The organism is Novosphingobium sp. NFX11, assembly GCF_057376415.1.
This window is the reverse complement of record NZ_CP080384.1, coordinates 3,219,868-3,240,356: the sequence shown is the minus strand read 5'-3', so window position 1 is coordinate 3,240,356 and position 20,489 is coordinate 3,219,868. Positions and strand designations below refer to the sequence as shown.

Sequence of the window (20,489 nt, the reverse complement as noted above, 5' to 3'; positions counted from 1 at the left end):
GATTGCTTCGCTGCGCTCGCAATGACGATTCAAGGTCAAGGCATCACTCTCGGCAGCATCGACGCTCAGCCGGCCTTCTTCGCTTTGTGTTCGGCCAGCAGCTTGTCGAGTTCGGCGATCCGCAGCCGTTCGGGCGTTCCTTGGCAAGGCCCTTCAACCGGCATTCGGCCCACAGGCTCCTGCGCTCGGATTCCAGGGCCTTGAGATAGAGGTCAGCCATTCGTCTTCTTCCTTTTGCGGGCGTGCGTCGGGCCGGGGCGGCCCGTGGCGGCATTCTGTGAGCTTTCAGCGTCTTCGAGGACCAGCTTGCGCCACCGCTCCAGCCTTTCCGGCTCCAGCGTACCGTCCTTCAGCATCGCCTGCACCATGCAGCCGGGCTCCGCACCGTGGGTGCAGTTGGTGAAGCGGCATTCCAGCGTCAGCGCCGTGATGTCATCGAACACTTCGGCGATCCCGGTGGCGGCTTCGGGCAGGTGAAGCTCGCGCATGCCCGGCGTATCGACCAGCCAGCCGCCTCCAAGCGCCTCCGCGAAGGGGCCATCGAGACGGTGCAGCTGCCGGGAGGTCGTCGTATGCCGCCCCTTGCCGTCGATTTCGCGAACGGGCTGGGTGACGATGTCGGCCGATCCGCGCAGACCGTTGATCATCGTGGACTTGCCGACGCCGGAAGACCCGAGCAGCGCCACCGTATCGCCTTTGCCGCAATACCGGGCCAGCCGCGCGACGCTGTCGGGATCGCGGCCGTTGACCATCTCCACCTGCAGACCGGGCCGGAGCGCACGGGCCATCTCCAGATAGCGTTCCGGCGCATCGGCAAGATCGATCTTGGTAAGCACCACTACCGGCGTCACACCGACCTCCCCCGCCATGACGAGGTAACGTTCGAGCCGCGCCACATTGAAGTCCTGGTTGCACGAGGTCACGACGAACAGCGTATCGACGTTCGCCGCGATCAGCTGCACGCGGCGCTGGTCGGCCGGGGCCTGCCGCTGGAACAGGTTGATCCGGTCGAGGACGCGCACCGGCTCCATCTTCACGCGGTCGACGATCAGCCAGTCACCGGCAGTGGCGCGGTCCACCGGTCCGTCCGACGATGGCAGCGCGGAGGGGATCATGCCGCCCAGCCCGCTGCCGGCGATCTCGATCCAGCCGCGATGGACCGCCATGACCCGCACCGGGCACAGATCGCCGCCCCGTTCGTCAGCTGTCAGCTGGCTGCTGAAAGCCTCTCTCCAACCGAGATCTTCAAGGGTGAGATCGGACGATTCCATTGTTCGGTCGTGGACTTTCTTCGTGCGGCATAAGGGGGAACCGTGCGCAGGCATACGGAACCGTGGAAGGAGGCCATGCAATGCCGCAGGGCGTCCCATCGATCGACCTCTAGAGCACAATGACATGTGTTTAAACCACCCCTTCGTCGCAATGCGAGCACAGTCGCCGCTGCGCGCACGACGTCGCCGGTAACGGGGGTGCAGGGGGCGATGGCCCCCTGCCTTAACCTGCTCAATTACCAGTCGTAAGCCTTGGGCAGATAAGTCTCATCCAGATCCTTGTACCGTTCGCGCAGCCGCGCCTGATGGCTCTCTGTCGGTTGCTTCACCCCGTCGATCCACACCGAGACCGGCGCGGAGGACAGTTCGAGCGGGTCGCCGTCCCACAGCACCACGTCGCCGACTGCGCCGGGGGCCAGCACCCCGGCTTTTCCGCCAAAGCCGCTGATCTCGGCCGGGATCGAGGTGATCGCCGCCAGTGCCTCGCCCCAGGTAAGGCCCGAGGCGCCGGGGATCTTCGTCAGGGCCACGAGGTTGCCGGCCTGCTCGGTGGCGTTGCGGGGCTGGTTGCCGCCTTCGAACAGGCCGATGGCGACCTTGACGCCCGCCTTCTTCATCCGCCCGACGTTGGACATGGTCGCCGCCAGCGCCTCGAAGGCAGAGGGCAGGTCGCGCATCGGCATCGTGATGACGGGCACCCGCGCCGCCGCGATCTCCGGCGCAACGAGCCAGCCTTCGGTGGCGCCGACGAGGACGAGGTCGAGTTTCGGGAACTCGGTCTTGAGCGCCATGACACCCCGGATATCGGAGGCGCGTTCGACGCCGATGTAGAGCGTCTGCGTGCCGTCGATGACTTTCGCCAGCGCGGCGGCGTCGGCGCGGGTGAGGAGGACGTCGCCCTGTCGCTGCGCACCGAGGGGAAGCGCGGCGACCTCGCGGGCTTCGCGCAGGGCATTGCGCAGCGCGGTGTGGGCGGCGACGCGGCTGCCGCCTGCGAGCTTCGCCCCGCTTTCACCCAGTTCGACATACTGGAACGCGCGTGGCTTCATGACGATCGCGGCGTCCTTGCCGAGGTCGATCACCGCGCCCTGCCCGGCAAAGATCGAGCCGCCGTTGAAAGGGGTCACGCTGGCTCGGGTGACGCCCCTTCGCGGCTGACGGCGATGTGTTCGCTCGCGGGGTTGAGCGCGGTCGCGACGTCGAGCGCGGCGTTGAAGGGGGACTTGTCGGCCGAGGTGTCATTGCTGTCGTCGACCGCCTCGACGTCCCACAGGCCGAGGTCGGTGACGGCGGAGAACAGGCCCGGTGTGACCCACTTGCCCGTTCCGTCCACCACTTGGGTGCCGTTGAGTACCGTTGTGTCCCGTCCTACCGAAACGATCCTTCCAGCCCGGACGACGACGGTTGCGTGTTCGATCGGGGCGCTGCCGTCGCCGGTGGCGATGGTCGCGTTGGTGATGGTAACGTTCTGTGCGGAAACGGAAATCGGCGCTGCACCGAGCAGCGCGGCGAGGATCAGGCGCTTCATTTCACGTCTCCTTCGCCGGGCTGACCAAGCTCGAAATCGCTGACTGGCTTCCGCTTGGGATCATGGGCATCGTAGAGCAGCGCGCCGTCCGACCAGACCTTCTCCGGGCGCGAATAGACCGACAGCGGGTTGCCGTTCCAGAGCACCACGTCGGCCATCTTCCCGGCCTCCAGACTGCCGGTTTTCTCGCCGATTCCCATGGCTTTTGCGGCATTGTAGGTGAACCAGCCGACGACCTGCCCGTCGGGCACGTCCACCCCGATCCGCCTGCCTGCCGCCTGCGCGCGCGCCGCCGCCTGATTGAGCCGCTGGATGCCGTTCTCGTCGTCGGAATGGATCACCACGCAGGCCCCCTGCTTGGCCAAAAGTGCAGCGTTTTCAGGGATCCCGTCGTAGGCTTCCATCTTGAAGCCGTACCAGTCCGCCCAGATCGCGGCGCAAACGTCGTTGGCCTTGAGCAGGTCGCCGATCTTGTACGCCTCGACCGCGTGGTGGAAGGCGGTGACCTTGTAGCCCATCTCCTTGGCCATATCGAGGACCTGCGCCATCTCGTCGGCGCGATAGCAATGATTCTGAACGAGAATTTCGCCCTTCAGCACGCCTTCGAGAGTGTCCTTGCCAAGATCGCGCTCGGCATGGTCGCCGTCCATGTACTGCTTCGCATCGATCCACGCCTGCCGGTCGACCGAGAAATTCCCCATTCGAGTCATGGGCTTCTGGTTCCTGGCGCCATAGACCCGCTTGGGATCTCGCCGCAGGCCATCTTCAGCGAATAGGGCGCCCCGGGGTACTTCATGCCCTGCACGGTGCGGCTGGGCACGTTCTTGAGCGTCACCGCCCGCCCGCCGATGAGGTTGCCGGAACCAGGGAGAATCTGCAGCGTGGTGACGCCGCCGTTGATCAGCGCCCGCGTGAAACCGGGGTCCTGCGGCCAGACCGAATGCTCGGCCCAGACGTCGGGAGTGGTCGGACTAGTCATCTCGTTGCCATCCGACAGCGCATCGACCGAAGGGCTGGGATAGACGCCGAGGTGCGAGTGGATGTCGATCACGCCGGGCGTCACGAACTTGCCGGAGCCGTCCACGCGATCGTAACCGGCCGGAATCGCTAGGTCCGCCGCCCCGACGGCGACGACTTTGCCGTTCTCGAACAGGACGGTGCCGTTGTCGATCCGCCCACCGCGCCCGTCATAGACCGTCGCGCCGACCAGCGCCGTCGGCCGGCCCGGATAGGGCTTGTAAGTCGAAGCATAGGGTGCTGGTCCGGACCTGGCGTCCTTGTCCTTCTTCTTCGCATCGGCGGCCTGCGTGGTCATCACGAGAGTGGCGCTCATGGCCAGGCCACACAGCAGACGCCGCTTCCAAGGCGTTTCCCTCATTGGCAATTTCCCCTGTTGCAATACGAAACCGGCCCGGGGAGCACCCCGGGCCGGTCAGTCATCTCAGTGCCTGATGGTCGGGTGGAGGCCCGCTTCCTGCGCCTCCAGCCCGATCCCGGCCTGCCCCTCAAGGTCGGCGTCCATGCCCCGGTCCGCCAGCGTGTCGAGGTGCATCCAGCGTCTGACCAGCGGCGAGACCGCCAGCACCACGACCGCCACGCCCAGCGTGATCCAGCCGATCTTCGAATAGATCGAGAGGGTCAGCGCCTTGTCCATGGTGCCGCTTTCGCCGCCGGTGGCCTCGCCGATCTTGCCCGCCACGAAGTTGCCCACGGCGGTCATGTAGAACCACGCGCCCATGATGAAGCTGCCCAGATGCAGCGGCGCCAGGCGCGTCATCGCCGAGAGCCCCACGGGCGACAGGCACAGCTCGCCGGTCGTGTGCAGCATGTAGATCAGGAACACGAAGACCACCGAGGTCATCACTGCCGGATCGCCGGTTCCCGCACCCCATACGAAGACGAGGAAGCCGAGGCCCACTTGCGCCAGCGCCAGTGCGAACTTGGCAGGTGCGCTGGGCTCAAGGCCTTTCTTGCCGAGCCAGGCCCACAGGCCCGCGAAAATGGGGCCGAACAGCACGATGTAGATCGGGTTGATCGACTGGAAGAGGCTGGTCGGCACTCCGCCGCGATCGACGAACTTGTCGGTATAGAGGCTGAGGCTGCCGCCCGCCTGCTCGAACAGGCCCCAGAAGATCGGGTTGAGCGCGATCAGGAACAGGATCGCGAAGATACGCTCGCGCGGTTCCTTGGGCAGCTTGAACGCTTCGTAGAGCGTATAGGCCAGCATCGCGACGCCCGAGACCATCAGCAGGGTCTGGATCACGGAGACGTACTGGATCAGGAACCAGATCACCGCGACCGAAGCGATGGCCACGCCGTATAGCGTGAACTCGCGGTTCTTCGTCAGCGGCTTGGGCGGCTCGCCCCGGCCCTTGAGCGCAGGGCGACCGAGCACGAAGATGACGAGGCCCAGCAGCATGCCGATGCCCGCAAGGCCAAAGCCCCACGACCAGCCGATCGTCTCGCCCAGATAACCGACGAGGATCGTGCCCAGCGTAGCGCCGGTGTTCACGCCCATGTAGAAGATCGTGTAGGCCGAGTCGCGCCGGGTGTCGGTCATCTTGTAGAGCTGGCCGACGATCACCGAGATGTTCGCCTTGAGGAAGCCCGAGCCGACGATGATGAGCGCCAGCGCCAGCCAGAACACGTTGATTGCCGGGTCGGCCTGCTTCGTCGCCGGGTCGGTGACGCCCTGCAGGCCCTCGTAGGCCATGAACAGGTGGCCCACCGCGAGCACGATGCCGCCGAACAGCACGGCCTTCCTCTGCCCCAGCCAGCGGTCGGCGATGTAGCCACCCAGTACCGGGGTGATGTAGACGAGGCTGGTATAGGCGCCGTAGATGAGGTTCGACTGGCCGTCGGAAAACAGCCAGAACTTGACGAGGTAGAGGATCAGCAGCGCCCGCATGCCGTAGTAGGAGAAGCGCTCCCACATCTCGGCATAGAACAGCACGAAGAGGCCGCGTGGGTGGCCGGCGAATTCCTCGCTCTTGCGGGTGGCGATGATGCCGCCCACGGCAAGCACGGCGAAGAGGAAGACCGCGCCCGCGGCGCCGATCCAGTCCCCTTCCGTCCAGAGTGACATGTCTTTCATGGTGCTGATGCCTTCGCGCCCTGAATGTTTGTGTTTGCTTTGGTTCTTGATCCCACGCCCCGACAGGCCGCGCGTGAAGGAACAGGAAGTTAGCGCCCTATTTTACGCTGTAAATGGGTCCGCCTTGCCACGGATGGTGCTCACGCCGCGCTCAAATGATCACTTTTGCGCATCTCACGCGAGGCATTGCGCGAAGCGCACGCTGGTGGCATTTTCACGACAGGCCATGGGGAGGCCAAACGTAATTTTCTGTTTCGGGGCTCGGGTGAACAATTTTTAACACCCGGTCGCCATGGGCACGCTTTTTGGGGGAAAGTCGCGATGATCAGGTCCGAACTGCTTCAGGTACTGGGCAAGGACAACCCGGAACTGCGTGCCGAAGACGTAGAACGCGCCGTCGATACCTTCTTCGAGGAAATCAGCCAGCGCCTTGCTGACGGCGGGCGCGTGGAATTGCGCGGTTTCGGCGCCTTCTCCACCCGCCACCGCGACGGACGCAAGGGCCGCAACCCACGCACCGGCGAAAGCGTCGAAGTGCCGGAAAAGCGCGTCCCCTACTTCAAGCCCGGCAAGGAAATGCGCGTCCGCCTCAACGTCGGGGAATAGAAGACCACGTTCAGAAGATTGCGCCGCCGCTCACAGGCGGCTAGACGCTGCCACGCCCAGCCGGGCCGTGCGGGCGTGGCGGAATGGTAGACGCTGCGGACTTAAAATCCGGATCGCAGCGCCTTCTTTCGTCATCTTCCGCAATTCGTGCTGTCCGCTTGGCTACGGGATGCTGCGGGTTACAGAGTCCTATTGCGGAATAGACAGGGCTAAGGAAAGGAGGTTGAGGTCGCGACTCGTCGATCTATCCTGACCACGCCAACGTCCGGTTATCCTGGCGGGGTTCCCATCTCACCTCATTGAACTTGCAGCGCCACGGTATGGCGGCTAGGCGCGGCGCGCGTAAGGACGGGGCAATTATCGGCTGCCACCTCGCTGCTCCTGCTATTCGCCGCAGGGTTAGAAGGACAAACAGATGACGCCAGAAATCCTCACGATCGGGTACGAGGGGCTGACCTTGATCTCGTTCTTGGCGACCCTGACTTCTGCCGGCGTGGAACACCTGCTGGATGTTCGAGATCTGCCGATTTCACGTAAACGAGGTTTCTCGAAATCGAGCCTTTCTGAAGCGCTTCACGGGGTAGGCATAAGCTACACCCATCTGAAAGCCCTGGGCGACCCCAAGCCTGGCCGTGATGCGATGAAACGCGGAGACTATCAGGAATTTCTCGCGGTTTACTCAGCACACATCTCAACTGACCCTGCGCAAAAGGCGCTGGATCAGGCGGCAGACATCGCGAAATTTTCCAAAACTGTTCTTCTCTGCTACGAAAGAAGCCCGAAGGAATGCCACCGAACCTTGGTTGTGGAGCAGATGCAAAACCGAGGCAGGTTTCAGGTCCGTCATCTTGGAGTGCAGAAGAGCATTCTGTCCTCGAATAAGGTATCTCTCAAGACGAAGAACCCCACAGATTCAGCGGCCCATGCTTGAGTTCTAGGCTTCCTCAATGACACGAAGGCTCCCGGACAAGTTACTCAGGAGTCGAGCAAGTGCCATCGCGAAACGCACGGATCCTCATTCTGTGCAAAACCTACCCTTCGCCCAGCGCCAAGCATGTCGAGACTTCGTGTGTCGCTGGCCTTGATGAAAACGGTCATTTTATCCGGCTGTTTCCGGTGCCATTCCGGCTGGTTAGGGATGAGCAACAATTCAAAAAATGGCAGTGGATCACTGCTCGCGTAGAAAAAGCAAAAGGCGACCGCCGGGCCGAAAGCCACAAGATATTTGTTGATACGATCGATTGCCGGGAGGAGCCGATGTCCACCCGCGCACAATGGTCGGAACGCCGACAAGCGCTAAGTCAGGTCCACGTCTACTCCGATTTCGCCGCACTCGAACAGGATCGGAAATCTGCGGGCACTACCATCGGATTGCTGCGACCATACCAAGTCATTTCGCTAGACATCACCCCTGAGCGTCCAGATTGGACCGACGAAGAGCGAAATAAACTGGAAGCGAATGAACGACAGATTGGGCTGTTCGAGACTTCTGATCAAGTCGCACTTGCTAAGTTGAAAAAGATACCTTTTTCTTTTCATTACAGATACAATTGCCTGGTCGGTAATGAATTAAAGGAATTTAGACATAAGATTGTGGACTGGGAAGCAGGCGCATTATATTGGAACTGCGTTCATGCATACGGCGATGAGTGGGAGGCCCCTTTTCGGCGCAAAATGGCGGAAACGTTACCTGCAGCCGACTTGCAGTTCCTGATGGGCACGATTCATCGATTCCCTGATCAGTGGCTAATCATCAGCCTGATATATCCCCCGAGAAAGACGGTGGATGCTCAAGGGTCTCTTTTTTGAATTGCGCACTTCCTCCTAGTTAGGGGCTACCGGAAAAAACGTAACAAAGGTAACATCCCCCGGAATCTGCGGTTTTTGACGTAACCTAAAGCGTAACCTCGGAGTGACGAGATTACCTTTTGAAAACGTAACCTTTTGATCTGAGAAACCTTAGGATTTCTGCGGGGGTTACGTTTTTCGCTTTGAGAGGTTGCGCCGGATTACCTTAGAGATGTAACCTATAGATTCAAATTAAATCAATGAGTTGTTTGTCATGCGCAGCCATAGGTTACGGATGTTACGCTCTTCCCGCACTCCCTACGGAGGAAGGCGGTGAGCGCTGGAAATTTTCGGAGGATCGGCATCGTCTCGAAACAGGCTTACAGCTGCATCAAACTGCAACGCTGGAAGGGCCTCCGAGGAGCACGCGCAGCCTAGGACCTAGGCCGGGGAAGGGAAGTCGCGATGGTGCATCAAATGGGACATATAAAGTGCGCGGGCGAGGCGGGGGAAAAGCGCGCGCTGAGGGGGTGCCGCCCTGCATCTCGGCCCGCGCAACAATGTTGCTCGACCGTGTACGATGTTTCCGCCGACTTCGCTTGACCGACTCGGCCCATGTTCTTCATATGTTCCATTTTTAGGAACATAACATGCCCCAGGTTGAAGACATCCGCGTCGCCGTGGCGCGCGCTCTTGAGGAGCGAGGATTGGACAACCGCGAGTTCCTGCGCCAGATCCGCGCCGGGGAACAGGACGACGGGCCGTACATGCTGGGCGCGCTGGCATGTGCCGATCTCATGGAAGCGCCCGTGGCGGCAGGGCAGCTGCTCTAAGTGTCCGGCAATCGTCGGCCAAGTCCGCATCGGATGAACCAGCATGCCATTGAAGTGCTGGACGCGGCCCGGCTCGAAGCCACGGTCGTCCCGATCAAGCCAACACCTGCCGTGCGCCTCGCTTTGTCCTGGCTCGTGCTCAACAACATCGCTGAGCAATGGCAGGTCGATAAATACTGGGAGGCCCTCACTAAGGCCCCGGTCCACGGCATGGCCGATTACGTGCGCGACCGCGACATGAAAATCTACATCGACCGCTGGCGGGCGGTGGCGATGAAGAAGTCAAGCGCCAGCACATATGAAAAGGGCGGCCCTTGCGGATCGCCCTTCACTCTCGGTGGGCCCTCGCCCTAGCCGGAACATATCTGGCTGTTGAGGACTATCAAGCCGGTGCCTTTACCCTGTCGCGAAACCGTACCGCTTCGACGCCTAGCGCTTCATTCAGTTCCAGGAACACTGACTGCAGCGGCTCGATCTCCAGTTCGAAGAACGCGTCGGTCGCCTTGGTCACATCCCCAAAGCCGCCCGCGTTTGCAGGCACGATGCCCAGCAGCTGTGGCGGGACGCGGTGCGCGGCCAGCACATCGTCGCGCGTCGTGTTCTTGATCCCAAGGAACTCGTCTTTCGCGCCCACCTCCGCGATCGGCAGGATCTTGATCCCGCCTTCCTTGCCGCCGGGCGAATGGACGAACAGATTGCGGAAGTTTCCCGGCCCCTTCGAGCGCTTGAGCGCGTCGCGCATGCTGTCGATATCGCCATCGGCAAACTCACCGGTCGCATACATTATGTAACCCGCATGGCTGCCATTCTCGTAATAGCGGCGGCGGAACAGCGTGGCGTTCTCGTTCAGCAGCGCTGATTGCAAAGCCGACAGGTATTCCGGCAGGCCATAGATCTCCTGATTGACGTCCGGCGCCTGCAGCTGGTGGACGGTGCCCGGCGCAAACTCGGCTTCGGTCTCCCCGCCGCCCGGCACCCACCAGAAGTGGCCCGGCTCGATGCCGCGCCGGGTGTATTTCGCCAGCGCGTGGTTGAGGCGCAGCAGCCCGCCCAGACGGTTGCGTACCTCCTCCGCATAGGCGTTGCCCATGACGAGGTAGTCCTGAACCATGCCCCTGAACGTCGCCCGGCTGAGCCACTGCGTAGGTTCCAGGCTGGCGGCCAGCATATTGCGCTTCAGGATGATCGCGCTCGAATGGTGGGGCGACGCGCGGAAGGCGCGGGCCAGCCCATGCAGCGAAATCGGCGGCTCATACCAGCGCTGGTTGTGGTAGCATTCCAGCATGTCGAGCATCGTTGCCCGGCTCAGCACCGGCTCGGGATCCCCGAAGGTGAAGGCCTGCACGGCGCCGCGATTGTCGTTGGCGGCGACGATCGCCCCCGGCGACGCCTCCGCCGATTCCTGACGGCTCATTCGGCGGGCACGGTTGCGCTTGCTCATTCGATAATCTCCATCGTGCTCTTGGGCTTTTCCTTGCCGTCGAGCGGTTCATTCATGAGGATGTGCATGGTCGCCCAGGCAATGTCGGCATGGCCGTCATCACCGCCGCGCCCCGCCTTGAAGGTGACGTTGCGCCCGCTGGTGGTCAGCGTCTTCTTGATCGAGACGAAGGCGGAGACGATGTCGAGATACCCGCTTTCGAACGCCAGGCGCCCGCGCCGGATGACGTTCTGCGCTTTCATGATCATGCCCGCCTTCACTTCCAGCGAGTATTCGATCTTGGCGACGGAACATCCCGGCATCGCGCCGACCTTGGCCAGCAGCTGGTACACGCCCGCGCCAACCCCTTGGGCATCAATGCCGAGATAGGTGCAGTTATAGCGGCTGAGCGTCGCCTTGATGAACTCGGCCTGCTGTTCGAAGTCCAAGCCGCGCAGCTGGTGCCGCTCGAAGATACGGAACGGCGCGCCCTCGGCCACCGGCGGCGCGGCAATGACCAGCGCCGCGTTGTCGCCATTTTCGCTGGATTGCGGATCGTACCCGGCCCAGACGGGGCGTTCGCCATAAGGCCGCGCAGCCTCTGGATTATAATCCGGCCAGTCGACCAGGCTGTCGCAGCCGCAGGCGATCAGGTCATTGAACTTGAAGGCCGACAGGCTGTCGTCGACGAACTCGCACATGTAGAGGTTGGCAAACTCGTCGGCGGCATATTCGTCTTCCAGTTCCTCGATATCGAACAGATCGCAGCCTGCGAGATCCGCATCCCGGATGGTGACTATGTGCCGCCAGACGCGATCGGGGCCGACGCTGCCTGCGGCAAGCGCCGCATGGCTTACATCGATCTCGATCCGATCGGCTTTCTTCTTGCGCTTGTTGCGGCGCTCGCCGGTCCAGTAGGGATAGGCAGGATGTGCGATGGTGGATGGCGTCGAGAAGTAGGTTTTGCGCCACTTCTTGTGCGTCGCCATGCCCGAGGCGACCTTGTTCAACTCTTCGAACGAATGGACCCAGAAAAATTCGTCAAAGTAGAAGTTGCCGCTGCGCCCCTGCGCCGTGCGGAAGTTGGTACCGAGGAAGTGCAGTTCGGCGCCAGCCTCCTCCGGTGGCCGCAGGTCCGAGGTGATGACCATCGGATCGCCCGCCAGTGCAACGCCCACCAGCTTGGCAAAGCTGACGATGTAGGAGCGGAACTGGTGGGCTTGCGCCTTGGACGCTGACAGGAAGATCTGGTTACGTCCGGTCTCGATCGCGTCCATGAGCGCTTCGAAGGCAAAGAAATAGGTCGCGCCGATCTGGCGGGACTTGAGGATCATGCGGGTGCGCTGATCCTTCTCCTCCCACCACCGAACCTGATAGTCGAAGCACCCGTCGAGGAAGATGCGCTTCAGTTCCTCGGCCTGCTCCTCGGTGAAATGGTTCTTCTTCGGCGCCTTGCGCGGCCCGGCATTGCGGTTACCGACCTTCTGGTTGAGGTCACCGCTATGCCCGCCGGGCTGCTCGTATCGGCGAACACGCGCCAGGCTTTCGATCGACCTGTTGAGCGCGTCCATCTCCACCAGATCGCCCGGCAGCTTTTTCTCCTTGGCGATGAGCGTCAGCAGCCGGATCTCCAGACCGTCTTCGATCTTCTTGATTGACGGCGCGTCGTCCCATTTGTCGCGCTGCCGCCACGAATCGATCGTGGGCCGGGGGATCGGCTTGCCCTGGTCGTTGGTCACCCCGTGCAGCGCAAACTCGTCTGCGATCTGGGTAACGCCCCACCCGCGCCAGTAGAGGCTGCGCGCATGGCGGCGCGGATCGAACTTCCATGCGGAAGCCAGCGGATCTGGAAGGGTCGCTTTCGTGCTCATGGCGGCGACCATGGCGCGCACTTTCCGGCCGGATCACCGCCGTCCATTTCGCTGAACGCTACGCGAAATGCCTCCCCTTGAGATCGGAGCGCCCAGCGGTCCTTTTGGCCCAGTCAACACCGCTGCCGAACCCGCCGCACCCTCAAGGAACCGGACCAATCATGGCCAAAAGCAAGTTTTTCCGTGTCTTCGTCGAAGGCTTCACCGCCAGCGACGGTCGCAAGATCGAGGCGGCATGGATCGACGACATCGTCGCCACGTTCAACGCTGCCACCTTCACGCCGCGCATCAACTGCGAACACATCAAGGGTTTCAGCCCGCAGCCGCCCTTCAATGCCTATGGCAGCGTCACCGCCGTCAAGGCGCAGACGGATGAACTGACGATCGATGGCCAGTCCGTGCGCCGTCGCGCCCTCTACGCCCAGATTGAACCGAACGCCCAGCTGCTCGACATCAACAAGCAGGGCCAGAAAATCTTCACGTCGGTCGAGATCTCTCCCGACTTCGGCGGCACCGGTAAGGTGGGCCTGATCGGCCTCGCCGTCACTGACAATCCGGCATCGCTGGGCACCGAAGCCCTGTCGTTCTCTGCTCTCAAGCCGATGTTCGACGCCCGCAAGCAGCACCCGGACAACCTGTTCTCCGCCGCCCTCGAAGCCGACATCGCGATGGAGGGCGAGGCGGCGGAGGATCCCGCGAGCATGGCAGAGGCCGCAAAGACAGGCTTCCTCGCCGCGTTCGCCACCCTCTTCAAACCCGAAAAGCCCAAGGAGCAGCCTGTGGCCCAGCCCCCGCCGCCGCGAACGACAACGCTTTTGACATGGACCGCTTCGCGACCGTCATGGCCGAACAGGTCACCGCTGCCGTCAAGCCCGCAAACGATGGCCTCGCGGCGCTGCAGGCCGATTTCGCCAACCTCAAGGAACGGCTGGAAACCTCGGAAGGCGGCAACACCTTCCACCGCAATCCGGCAACCGGCGGCGGCGGCAACGCCGAGTACCTGACCGACTGCTGATCAGCGCCCGCCCCGCCATCCACCGGAGTACCCTCAATGCAGACTTCCACCCGCCTGCTTCTCAATGCCTTCGTCGCGCAGGTCGCCAAGCTGAACGGCCTGCCCGAAGACTTCACCGCCACCCCCGGCAAACTCGACAAGTTCAACGTCTCGCCCCAGATCGAGCAGCGCCTGCAGGCGAAGCTGCGCACGATCAGCGATTTCATGTCGCGCATCAATGTGGTGCCGGTGGTCAACCAGCAGGGTGGCCGCGTCGGCGTCGGCGTGAACCGTTCGCTGGCAAGCCGCACGAACCGGGCCGCCGGGAACAAGCGCTCGCCGCAGGACGTCACCGGCTCCGACCAGATCGACAAGTACCTGTGCACGAAAACGGACTACGACTACGCCTGGCCGTATGAACTGCTCGATGCCTGGGCCCATGAGCCGACCTTCCAGCAGCTGTGCCGTGACGCGGTGCTGGCGCAGAAGGCCGAGGACATCATGTGCATCGGCTTCAACGGCGTCGATGCCGCCGCCGAAACTGACCGCGAGGAGTTCCCCTCCTGCAAGACGTCAACTTTGGCTGGCTGCACAAGATCCGCGAGTACGCTCCCGCCCGCCGCATGGCGCATGGGAGCCTCGATAACGCCAAGATCTACGTCTCGCCCGAAAGCTCGGCGGATTACACCAACCTCGACGCTCTGGTGTTCGACGCCGTCCAGAACCTGATGCACGAACGCTTCCGCACCTCGACGGATCTCGTCGTCATGGTCGGCAGCGATCTGGTCCACGACAAGTATTTCAAGATCGTCGAGCAGGCCGGCAACACCGCAACCGAACAGGTCGCCCGTGACGTGCTGATGTCGAGCCGTCAGATCGGCGGCAAGCCGACGGTGCAGGTGCCGTTCTTCCCGAACGGCTCGCTGCTCGTCACCAGCTTTAAGAACCTGTCGTACTACTGGCAGATCGGCTCGGCCCGCCGCGCCATCCAGGACAACCCGTCGCTCGATCAGATCGATAACTTCGAGAGCATCAACGACGCCTTCATGGTCGAGGAATACGGCAAGTGCGCCTTCCTCGAAAACATCGAACTGGCGCCGAAGGCATAAGCCTTCGGCCCGGCCCGCCCTCATTGAGCAGGAACGACACATGACCCCCGCACGTCGCCATCGGGAGCGTATTGCAGCCATCGTTGCTGCCGCCGACCCGAAACTGGTTGTTTCCTCCGCTGAGGGCGGGCGCACTCCTCCCGCGCCTGCCACCCGCACCCCGGCAATGAACCATCTGGAGCGCACCGCCGCCGCCGCGATCGTCGCCGCCCCGGAAAACACGACGTCTGCCGAAAGCCGGGTCGCTGCCCAGATCGTGCTGCGGCTGACCCATGACTTGCGCCGCCTGAAGGAAATCCGCTCGATCGACCGTAAGATCGACGCCAAACGCGAGATGCTCCCAGAATACGCAGCATGGGTGAACGCCGTGGTAGAGGCCGACGCGGGCGTTGGCACCGGCACCGCAGCCGATGTTGTGCCGACATACATGGTCTGGCTCATCGACACTGGCGCATTCATGGCCGCGCTCGATCTCGTCCCCTTCCTGCTGCGGCACAAGGTCGAAATGCCCAAGCGCTACGAACGCGACGTGCCCACCATCGTGGTGGAACTGATCGCGGACGCCGCGCTGAAGGTGCAGAACGCAGGCGAGTGCTTCGCGCTCGATGTCCTGTCCCGCGCCAACGATCTTACCGCCGACCTCGACATTCACGATCAGGTCCGCGCCAAGCTGTTGAAGGCCATCGGCATCGAGCAGCTGCGCATTGCCGAAGACATGGCCGCTGCTGATAGCGCAGCCGGGCTGGAAGCTACCCTTGCCACCTTGCGCGAAGCCCAGCGCCTCAATGATCGCATCGGCGTCAAGGATCGCATCAAGCGCGCCGACAAGCTGCTGGCCGCCGTCAACGCTGCTGCAGCCCCCACGGATACCGGCGGCACACCTGCCGCCTGACAAGCTCGCCCCTGGCGCTCAGGGGCGGATCGCGCGCTGCGGGAGGCCTTCGGGCCATAGGGCCGCCAGCTGACCCGATCCCCACCCCTGTTAGCCGGGGCAGTTCGGAGGAAACGTGCCCTTTATCTATCAGATCATCTTCGCCGCTGCTTGTTGCGCCGCGCTTGCCATCGTCATCATGGGCCGTGCCGCCTGGCGAAATGCGAACGTGATATGGCTGCTGCTCTGCACGGTGCGCCTCTGCTTCGTTCGCCGCGTCGCGAGACCACAAGTCAATGATCTGCCGCTCACCGTTGTCCTGTGCACCCGCACGTTCGCGTTGGCGGTCAACTGCTGGGCAATCTGGTTCTTCGGCAAGCTGCTGATGCTCCTAGGTGCGATGCTCGCATGGCTGCTGGCTTCGTAATGACCTTGCACATCCCCATTCCGTCTGCAGCCGAGATCGAGGATCCCGGCGCATCCGAAGCGCTGATCGTCAATGACGGCTTCTTCCCCGACATCGACCCTGCCGCCGTGCGCGAAGCCGCGCGCATTCCCTCGATCAGCATCACACCTGCCCGACTGCGCGCCGCCATCATCGGCGCAATCATGACGGTGGAGATCGACCTGCGCGCCTATGCCGCCGCGCAGATCGCCGCCGGGCATGCCACGCTCGACTCCGTCCCCGCGCCCCAGCTGGACGGCAAGAGCGTACAGGTGCTGCGCTACACCCGCGCCGTCGCCCTCTATGCCAAGGCCGAACTGATCGAGCGCCACCGCGACTTCGACACGACGGCAGCGGGCGGCAGTCAGGCGGACGAACTCACGCCCTCGATCGGGGAACTGCGCCGCGATGCCCAGCATGCCCTACGCGACATCACCGGGCGCGGGCGCACCGTCGTGGACCTGATCTGATGGCCAAAGCGCTGCGCCTGGTCGCACTGCAGGGCGACATGCTCGACCAGCTGCTGGCGCGCGAAGCGGGCCTTGGCCCCGGCGATCTCGCCCGTGTGCGCGATGCCAACCCCGGCCTTGCCGCGCTCGAACCGATCCTGCCGCTCGGCACCGTCGTCATCGTTCCCGCCACGGCGGACGCCCCGGCCAGCGCCACGCTGCCGCTCATCCAACTCTGGAGCTGATCCCCATGGACCTGCGCACCTTCATCCACGCCGCCTCGGAATGGGGCCTCGACCTTATCGGCTCGCTCACCCCCTCGCTGATCGGTTCCGCCGCCGCGCAGGCATGGAAGCCTGCCATGCCGTGGCGCCAGCGCCTGCTGCAGTGGGTCGTCGGCTCGACGGTAAGCTACTACGCCACGCTGGCGATCATCGCGGTCACCGACTGGAACGGCTTCGTCGCGCAGTCGATCGCCTTCGGCATCGCCCTCCTGGCCTTCGACGCCACCCCGCGCGTCGCCAGGGCGACTACCGACACCCTCATCACCATCCCCGGTCGCCTGGCCGACCGCTTTCTACCGAAGAGAGGGTGACTTCATGATCTCGCGCCCACGAGAAGCCATGCCTCACGTGCCGTCACCTCGTGATTTTGAGACCGCACTCACCCCATGCCGTGAAGATATGTCGCCGCCCGATCGAGGCAAATACGTGCCCTGTAGATGGTCTTGCCATCCGGCTTCTCAATCGCCCTGCATCACAGGAACGATCGCGAGCGAGCAGCCTGTTCCTTCGACGCCCGCAGTGTGGACCGGACGGCATTTTCCATTCGCCCACCCCCACCCGCACTGCACCTCCCCCGCAGAAAGGCCGATGATGATCAAAAACCAACCGATCGTCCGCCGTATCGGCGCCGCCGCGCTCACCATCATCGGCGCCGCGATCGCGCTCGAAGGCGGCTACGTGAACCATCCGAGCGACCCCGGCGGCGCCACCAACATGGGCATCACCGAGCAGGTCGCGCGCGAAAACGGCTACACCGGCCCGATGCGGACGCTGCCGCGCGACGTTGCGGAAAGCATCTACTACGAGCGTTATCTGGTGAAGCCCGGCCTCGCCCCGCTGATATCGATCGATGCCGCGGTTACCGAGGAACTGTTCGACACCACGGTCAACATGGGACCGGCCCGGCCTTCGCGCTGGTTCCAGCAGTCGATCAACGAGATCTGCGCCGCCCGCATCGGCGTTGACGGCCAGATCGGCATGCAGACCATCGGCGCATACTCCGCCTGCCAGCAGCGCCTGGGCGCAACGAAGTTGTGCCGCCGGATGCTCGACAGTCTCGATGCCCGGCAGAAGGTTGAATATGGCCGTCTCGTTGCCGTGAACCGCAATCTGGGCGTGTTCTACAAGGGCTGGGTCGCCCACCGCATCGGCAACGTCGATCGTGCCAAGTGCGGGCGCCTGGCCGCATGATCGGCGCTGCGCACCTTGCCCTCGCCAGCGCGCTTGCCGCCTGCGTCACCGGCATTGGCGGTTTCGCCTACGGCGTGAAGGTCGGCACCGCGCAGGAGCAAGCGGCAGAACGTCGGGCGGATGCAGCGGCGCAGGCCGAACGCGACGAACGGCAAAGCCAGATCGATGCCTCCGCCCAGCAGCATCTGACCAACGAACAGACCCGGCAGACCAACGTCAGGGAAATCTACCATGAATCGCAAAAGATCATTGAACGCCCTGTCTATCGCACTGTCTGCATCGATCCTGATGGCGTCGGGCTGCTCGACCGTGCGGCTGCCGCCGCGAACGGCGAAGGTGTCGCCTCAGCTGCTGGCGCCGCCCCGGCGCTGCCCAAGGTGCAGCGCAGCGCTGACGGGCAGATGACCGGCGCCGACGCCCAGACCAGCCTGCAGGCGCTATACGATGTCGCCGGGCAGATCCGCGCGGCATTTGTCGAACTGCAGGCCGAAGTGCGCCTGGCGCAGGGAGGTAGCGATGCGCAAGGCCGATAGCCTGCGGCGCTGGCTTGCCGCCTACATCCCGGATCTGAAGACCCACCCCGACCGGCTGCAGATCTATCTCGAAGGTGGAACGATCAACGCGCGCCAATCGCGCACCCTCTCGTTCGGCTACCAGTACACCGTCAAGGTGCTGGTCTGCGACTTCGCGGGCGATCCCGACACGCTCATGGTGCCGATGCTGGCATGGGTGGAAAAGGAACAGCCGCAGCTGCTGCGCCGCCAGGACAGCGCGCCCTTCTCCTTCGAGGCGGAGATCCTCGACACCGAAACCTCCGATATCGAGATTTCCATCGACCTTACGGAAAACCGCCTGGTCAAGGTCCGCGCCGACGGCAAAGGCTACGACATCGAGCGCCCGGAAGAGCCCAGCTTCACCGATGCCTTTGCCGGTGTGGAGGCGAACTTCTCCGGGATCCTCGTCGGGAATGACACCCTGCCGTCAGATCCGGCCGCATGACGGACGATCTGGCCGAGATCGAGCGCATTGCAGGGGCGCTGGTCCGCAGCGTCTCGGCAGGCGAACGGCGCAAGATCCTGCGCGCCATGGCCCGCGCGCTGGCGATCAGTCAGCGCGAACGCATCACCGCCCAGCGCCAACCGGACGGCAGCGCGTTTGCCAAACGCAAGGACAAGGCCCCGCCGGTCACCGGGCGCGGCGCCGCCTGCTTCCTCTATCCCGGCGGCGGTACCGGCGAGCCGCGCCGCGTGATCATGAAGAGTTTCACATGGGGCACCGGGCGGATGATGACCGGCTTCGACATCGAGGCTGGCGCCATCCGCTCGTTCGAGTTCGACAAGATCGTCAAATGGCTGCCCGTCCCCGAGGAGCACCGCAACGCGGGCGGCGGGCGCCTGCGCCGTCGTGGTGGCCTGCGCCGCCGCGCCATGTTCCGCCGCCTGGCATCGTCGCGATTCCTGAAAACCGGTACCGACGATCAGGGCTTCTGGGTCGGATTCACCGGCAAGGTCTCCCAGATCGCAGACGTCCACCAGCATGGTCTGCGCGATCGGCCATCACTCCGCGCGAGGGCGGTGCCATATGCCCGGCGCGAACTGCTGGGCGCTACGCATGCCGACCGGGAACGGCTGCTGGATGCATTATACGAGCATCTGAGCAGCAGCTAACCGCCGTACCGACCTCTAAAGCCGACATTCGCAAAACGCCCCGTTGCGGACATTCCCATGCTTGGGTAACGTGCCCCCATGCCGATAGTAGAAGCCTTTGACCACGAAGACGCCTTAGAACCGCTATTCACGACTGAGTTTGAGTTCCTGCCCCGCATTGGCGAGTATCTTTCAATCGACACTCCCCCGGATATTTCAAATACTACCATGTAGTTGAAATCTGGCACCGGCAGGACACAAAGGGTGGCGCTTTCCGCGCTTGCATACGCCTTGAAGAGAGAGACTGACGAACGCCCGCTCGCCACCCTATCGCCCCGGAATCCGGACAAACCAGAAGCGCCCCAACGCGGACGTTAAGGCACGCCGCGGTTCATTCCTTGCTATACAGGTGCCAATCTCCCCCAGCATCTTTTCTGTAAGTGACAGTGAACCGTCCACCCGCCGTCCGGGTGGCTTCGCCAATATAGAAATAGGCCGTATTTCCGTCATCGGAGATGGCAGGAGCCGATATTTCTAGCATTGCGGTTTTCAATACCTCTCTACCCGGACGATCAAGAGACGGCATTTCCTTTGCTAACTTGTCGTAAACGCTGTCATCTAAGATAGAACTATTATTTTTATACCACGCTTCAAGTTCAGGGCACGACCCTACGACACTAACATTGCGCAGGACTGCCAATTTTCGCTCCAAAGGGAGGGTTGGATCGCTCTTGAATTCGGGGTGCCTATTTAAAAAATCTCAATGCTTTCCAGCGTTGGAATCGACATTTCATCTGCATCCGGCGAATGCTTCATAGCAATAGGGATGCCGGACATTGTCTTGAACTCTTTCGCATAGAGTAGCGCAACGTCACAGGCATCCTGAGAGATTACGGATGGCTTGCCAGCGGAGCATGCCGAGCAAAACAACGCGGATGCCAAAAGGCCAAACGCAAATAGGTTCGTATTCATTGCCCATCATTGCGCGGCTCCACCGGAAATTCAACGTCCGCAGTCCACCCATGATCGCCATTCGCTGGTCTTTTGGCGCATCCCGGTAGCGGACATTCATTGTGAAATTGAAAGCAC

The 20,489-nt window shown here is 62.8% G+C and carries 21 protein-coding genes, 1 tRNA gene and 3 pseudogenes; 17 read left to right on the top strand and 8 right to left on the bottom strand.

Going from position 1 to position 20,489, the window contains the following annotated elements; all coding sequences use genetic code 11:
* Nucleotides 1-212: 212 nt before the first annotated feature.
* The 4 genes and pseudogenes from rsgA to KZO24_RS16690 form a co-directional block, all read right to left on the bottom strand.
* Nucleotides 213-1,271 carry a ribosome small subunit-dependent GTPase A gene (gene rsgA / locus KZO24_RS16705; RefSeq protein WP_285020193.1) on the bottom strand — a complete coding sequence of 353 codons (1,059 nt, stop codon included), beginning with the start codon at nt 1,269-1,271 and terminating at the stop codon, nt 213-215.
* A gap of 236 nt (nt 1,272-1,507) precedes the next feature.
* A pseudogene (locus KZO24_RS16700) lies at nt 1,508-2,799 on the bottom strand (amidohydrolase family protein).
* Nucleotides 2,796-4,114: pseudogene (locus tag KZO24_RS16695) on the bottom strand (amidohydrolase). Before KZO24_RS16695 ends, KZO24_RS16700 begins: the two co-directional pseudogenes overlap by 4 nt.
* Nucleotides 4,115-4,240: 126 nt before the next feature.
* Nucleotides 4,241-5,893, bottom strand: a complete 1,653-nt coding sequence (locus KZO24_RS16690) for a peptide MFS transporter (RefSeq protein WP_271181429.1) — start codon at nt 5,891-5,893, stop codon at nt 4,241-4,243.
* Nucleotides 5,894-6,214: 321 nt separating this feature from the next.
* Here KZO24_RS16690 and KZO24_RS16685 point away from each other — a divergent pair, with 321 nt between their 5' ends.
* The 6 genes from KZO24_RS16685 (at nt 6,215) to KZO24_RS16660 (ending at nt 9,474) form a co-directional block, all read left to right on the top strand.
* The gene (locus KZO24_RS16685) at nt 6,215-6,499 is read left to right on the top strand and encodes an integration host factor subunit beta (protein ID WP_036525893.1); all 285 of its coding nucleotides are present in this window, start codon (nt 6,215-6,217) and stop codon (nt 6,497-6,499) included.
* A 69-nt stretch (nt 6,500-6,568) separates the two neighbouring features.
* Nucleotides 6,569-6,658 (top strand) — tRNA-Leu (locus KZO24_RS16680).
* A 256-nt stretch (nt 6,659-6,914) separates the two neighbouring features.
* On the top strand, nt 6,915-7,430 hold the full coding sequence (locus KZO24_RS16675; RefSeq protein ID WP_486486642.1) for a DUF488 domain-containing protein: 516 nt from the start codon (nt 6,915-6,917) through the stop codon (nt 7,428-7,430).
* A 59-nt stretch (nt 7,431-7,489) separates the two neighbouring features.
* A complete protein-coding gene (locus KZO24_RS16670; RefSeq protein WP_486486641.1) occupies nt 7,490-8,308 on the top strand; it encodes a hypothetical protein in 819 nt (272 codons plus the stop codon).
* Between the two features lie 629 nt (nt 8,309-8,937).
* On the top strand, nt 8,938-9,120 hold the full coding sequence (locus KZO24_RS16665) for a hypothetical protein (RefSeq protein ID WP_486486640.1): 183 nt from the start codon (nt 8,938-8,940) through the stop codon (nt 9,118-9,120).
* A gap of 33 nt (nt 9,121-9,153) precedes the next feature.
* The gene (locus KZO24_RS16660) at nt 9,154-9,474 is read left to right on the top strand and encodes a hypothetical protein (protein WP_486486639.1); all 321 of its coding nucleotides are present in this window, start codon (nt 9,154-9,156) and stop codon (nt 9,472-9,474) included.
* Nucleotides 9,475-9,502: 28 nt separating this feature from the next.
* Here the strand turns inward: KZO24_RS16660 and KZO24_RS16655 are convergent, their stop codons facing one another.
* On the bottom strand, nt 9,503-10,561 hold the full coding sequence (locus tag KZO24_RS16655) for a phage portal protein (protein WP_486486638.1): 1,059 nt from the start codon (nt 10,559-10,561) through the stop codon (nt 9,503-9,505).
* Nucleotides 10,558-12,411 carry a terminase large subunit domain-containing protein gene (locus KZO24_RS16650; RefSeq protein ID WP_486486637.1) on the bottom strand — a complete coding sequence of 618 codons (1,854 nt, stop codon included), beginning with the start codon at nt 12,409-12,411 and terminating at the stop codon, nt 10,558-10,560. The genes KZO24_RS16655 and KZO24_RS16650 overlap by 4 nt, the downstream gene beginning before the upstream one ends.
* Nucleotides 12,412-12,572: 161 nt before the next feature.
* Between KZO24_RS16650 and KZO24_RS16645 the strand changes: the two genes are divergently transcribed.
* The 11 genes and pseudogenes from KZO24_RS16645 (at nt 12,573) to KZO24_RS16595 (ending at nt 19,421) form a co-directional block, all read left to right on the top strand.
* Nucleotides 12,573-13,415, top strand: a complete 843-nt coding sequence (locus tag KZO24_RS16645; RefSeq protein WP_486486636.1) for a GPO family capsid scaffolding protein — start codon at nt 12,573-12,575, stop codon at nt 13,413-13,415.
* A 47-nt stretch (nt 13,416-13,462) separates the two neighbouring features.
* A pseudogene (locus KZO24_RS16640) lies at nt 13,463-14,514 on the top strand (phage major capsid protein, P2 family).
* A 40-nt stretch (nt 14,515-14,554) separates the two neighbouring features.
* On the top strand, nt 14,555-15,406 hold the full coding sequence (gpM, locus tag KZO24_RS16635) for a phage terminase small subunit (RefSeq protein ID WP_486486635.1): 852 nt from the start codon (nt 14,555-14,557) through the stop codon (nt 15,404-15,406).
* A gap of 115 nt (nt 15,407-15,521) precedes the next feature.
* Complete coding sequence (locus tag KZO24_RS16630; RefSeq protein ID WP_486486634.1) at nt 15,522-15,812, top strand: hypothetical protein; 291 nt, start codon at nt 15,522-15,524, stop codon at nt 15,810-15,812.
* On the top strand, nt 15,812-16,300 hold the full coding sequence (locus KZO24_RS16625) for a head completion/stabilization protein (protein ID WP_486486633.1): 489 nt from the start codon (nt 15,812-15,814) through the stop codon (nt 16,298-16,300). Before KZO24_RS16630 ends, KZO24_RS16625 begins: the two co-directional genes overlap by 1 nt.
* Nucleotides 16,300-16,524 carry a tail protein X gene (locus tag KZO24_RS16620; RefSeq protein ID WP_486486632.1) on the top strand — a complete coding sequence of 75 codons (225 nt, stop codon included), beginning with the start codon at nt 16,300-16,302 and terminating at the stop codon, nt 16,522-16,524. Before KZO24_RS16625 ends, KZO24_RS16620 begins: the two co-directional genes overlap by 1 nt.
* A 5-nt stretch (nt 16,525-16,529) precedes the next feature.
* On the top strand, nt 16,530-16,874 hold the full coding sequence (locus tag KZO24_RS16615) for a hypothetical protein (RefSeq protein ID WP_486486631.1): 345 nt from the start codon (nt 16,530-16,532) through the stop codon (nt 16,872-16,874).
* Nucleotides 16,875-17,151: 277 nt separating this feature from the next.
* On the top strand, nt 17,152-17,754 hold the full coding sequence (locus tag KZO24_RS16610; RefSeq protein ID WP_486486630.1) for a glycoside hydrolase family 108 protein: 603 nt from the start codon (nt 17,152-17,154) through the stop codon (nt 17,752-17,754).
* A complete protein-coding gene (locus tag KZO24_RS16605) occupies nt 17,751-18,287 on the top strand; it encodes a hypothetical protein (RefSeq protein ID WP_486486629.1) in 537 nt (178 codons plus the stop codon). Before KZO24_RS16610 ends, KZO24_RS16605 begins: the two co-directional genes overlap by 4 nt.
* A complete protein-coding gene (locus tag KZO24_RS16600) occupies nt 18,271-18,753 on the top strand; it encodes a phage tail protein (RefSeq protein WP_486486628.1) in 483 nt (160 codons plus the stop codon). Before KZO24_RS16605 ends, KZO24_RS16600 begins: the two co-directional genes overlap by 17 nt.
* Nucleotides 18,750-19,421: a phage virion morphogenesis protein gene (locus KZO24_RS16595; protein ID WP_486486627.1), complete on the top strand. Its 672-nt coding sequence runs from the start codon at nt 18,750-18,752 to the stop codon at nt 19,419-19,421. The genes KZO24_RS16600 and KZO24_RS16595 overlap by 4 nt, the downstream gene beginning before the upstream one ends.
* 370 nt (nt 19,422-19,791) lie before the next feature.
* On the opposite strand, the gene KZO24_RS16590 is transcribed toward KZO24_RS16595, so the two are convergent.
* On the bottom strand, nt 19,792-20,100 hold the full coding sequence (locus tag KZO24_RS16590; RefSeq protein ID WP_486486626.1) for a hypothetical protein: 309 nt from the start codon (nt 20,098-20,100) through the stop codon (nt 19,792-19,794).
* A 50-nt stretch (nt 20,101-20,150) separates the two neighbouring features.
* Nucleotides 20,151-20,372, bottom strand: coding sequence for a hypothetical protein (locus KZO24_RS16585; protein WP_486486625.1), 222 nt, complete (start codon nt 20,370-20,372; stop codon nt 20,151-20,153).
* Nucleotides 20,373-20,489: the final 117 nt, after the last annotated feature.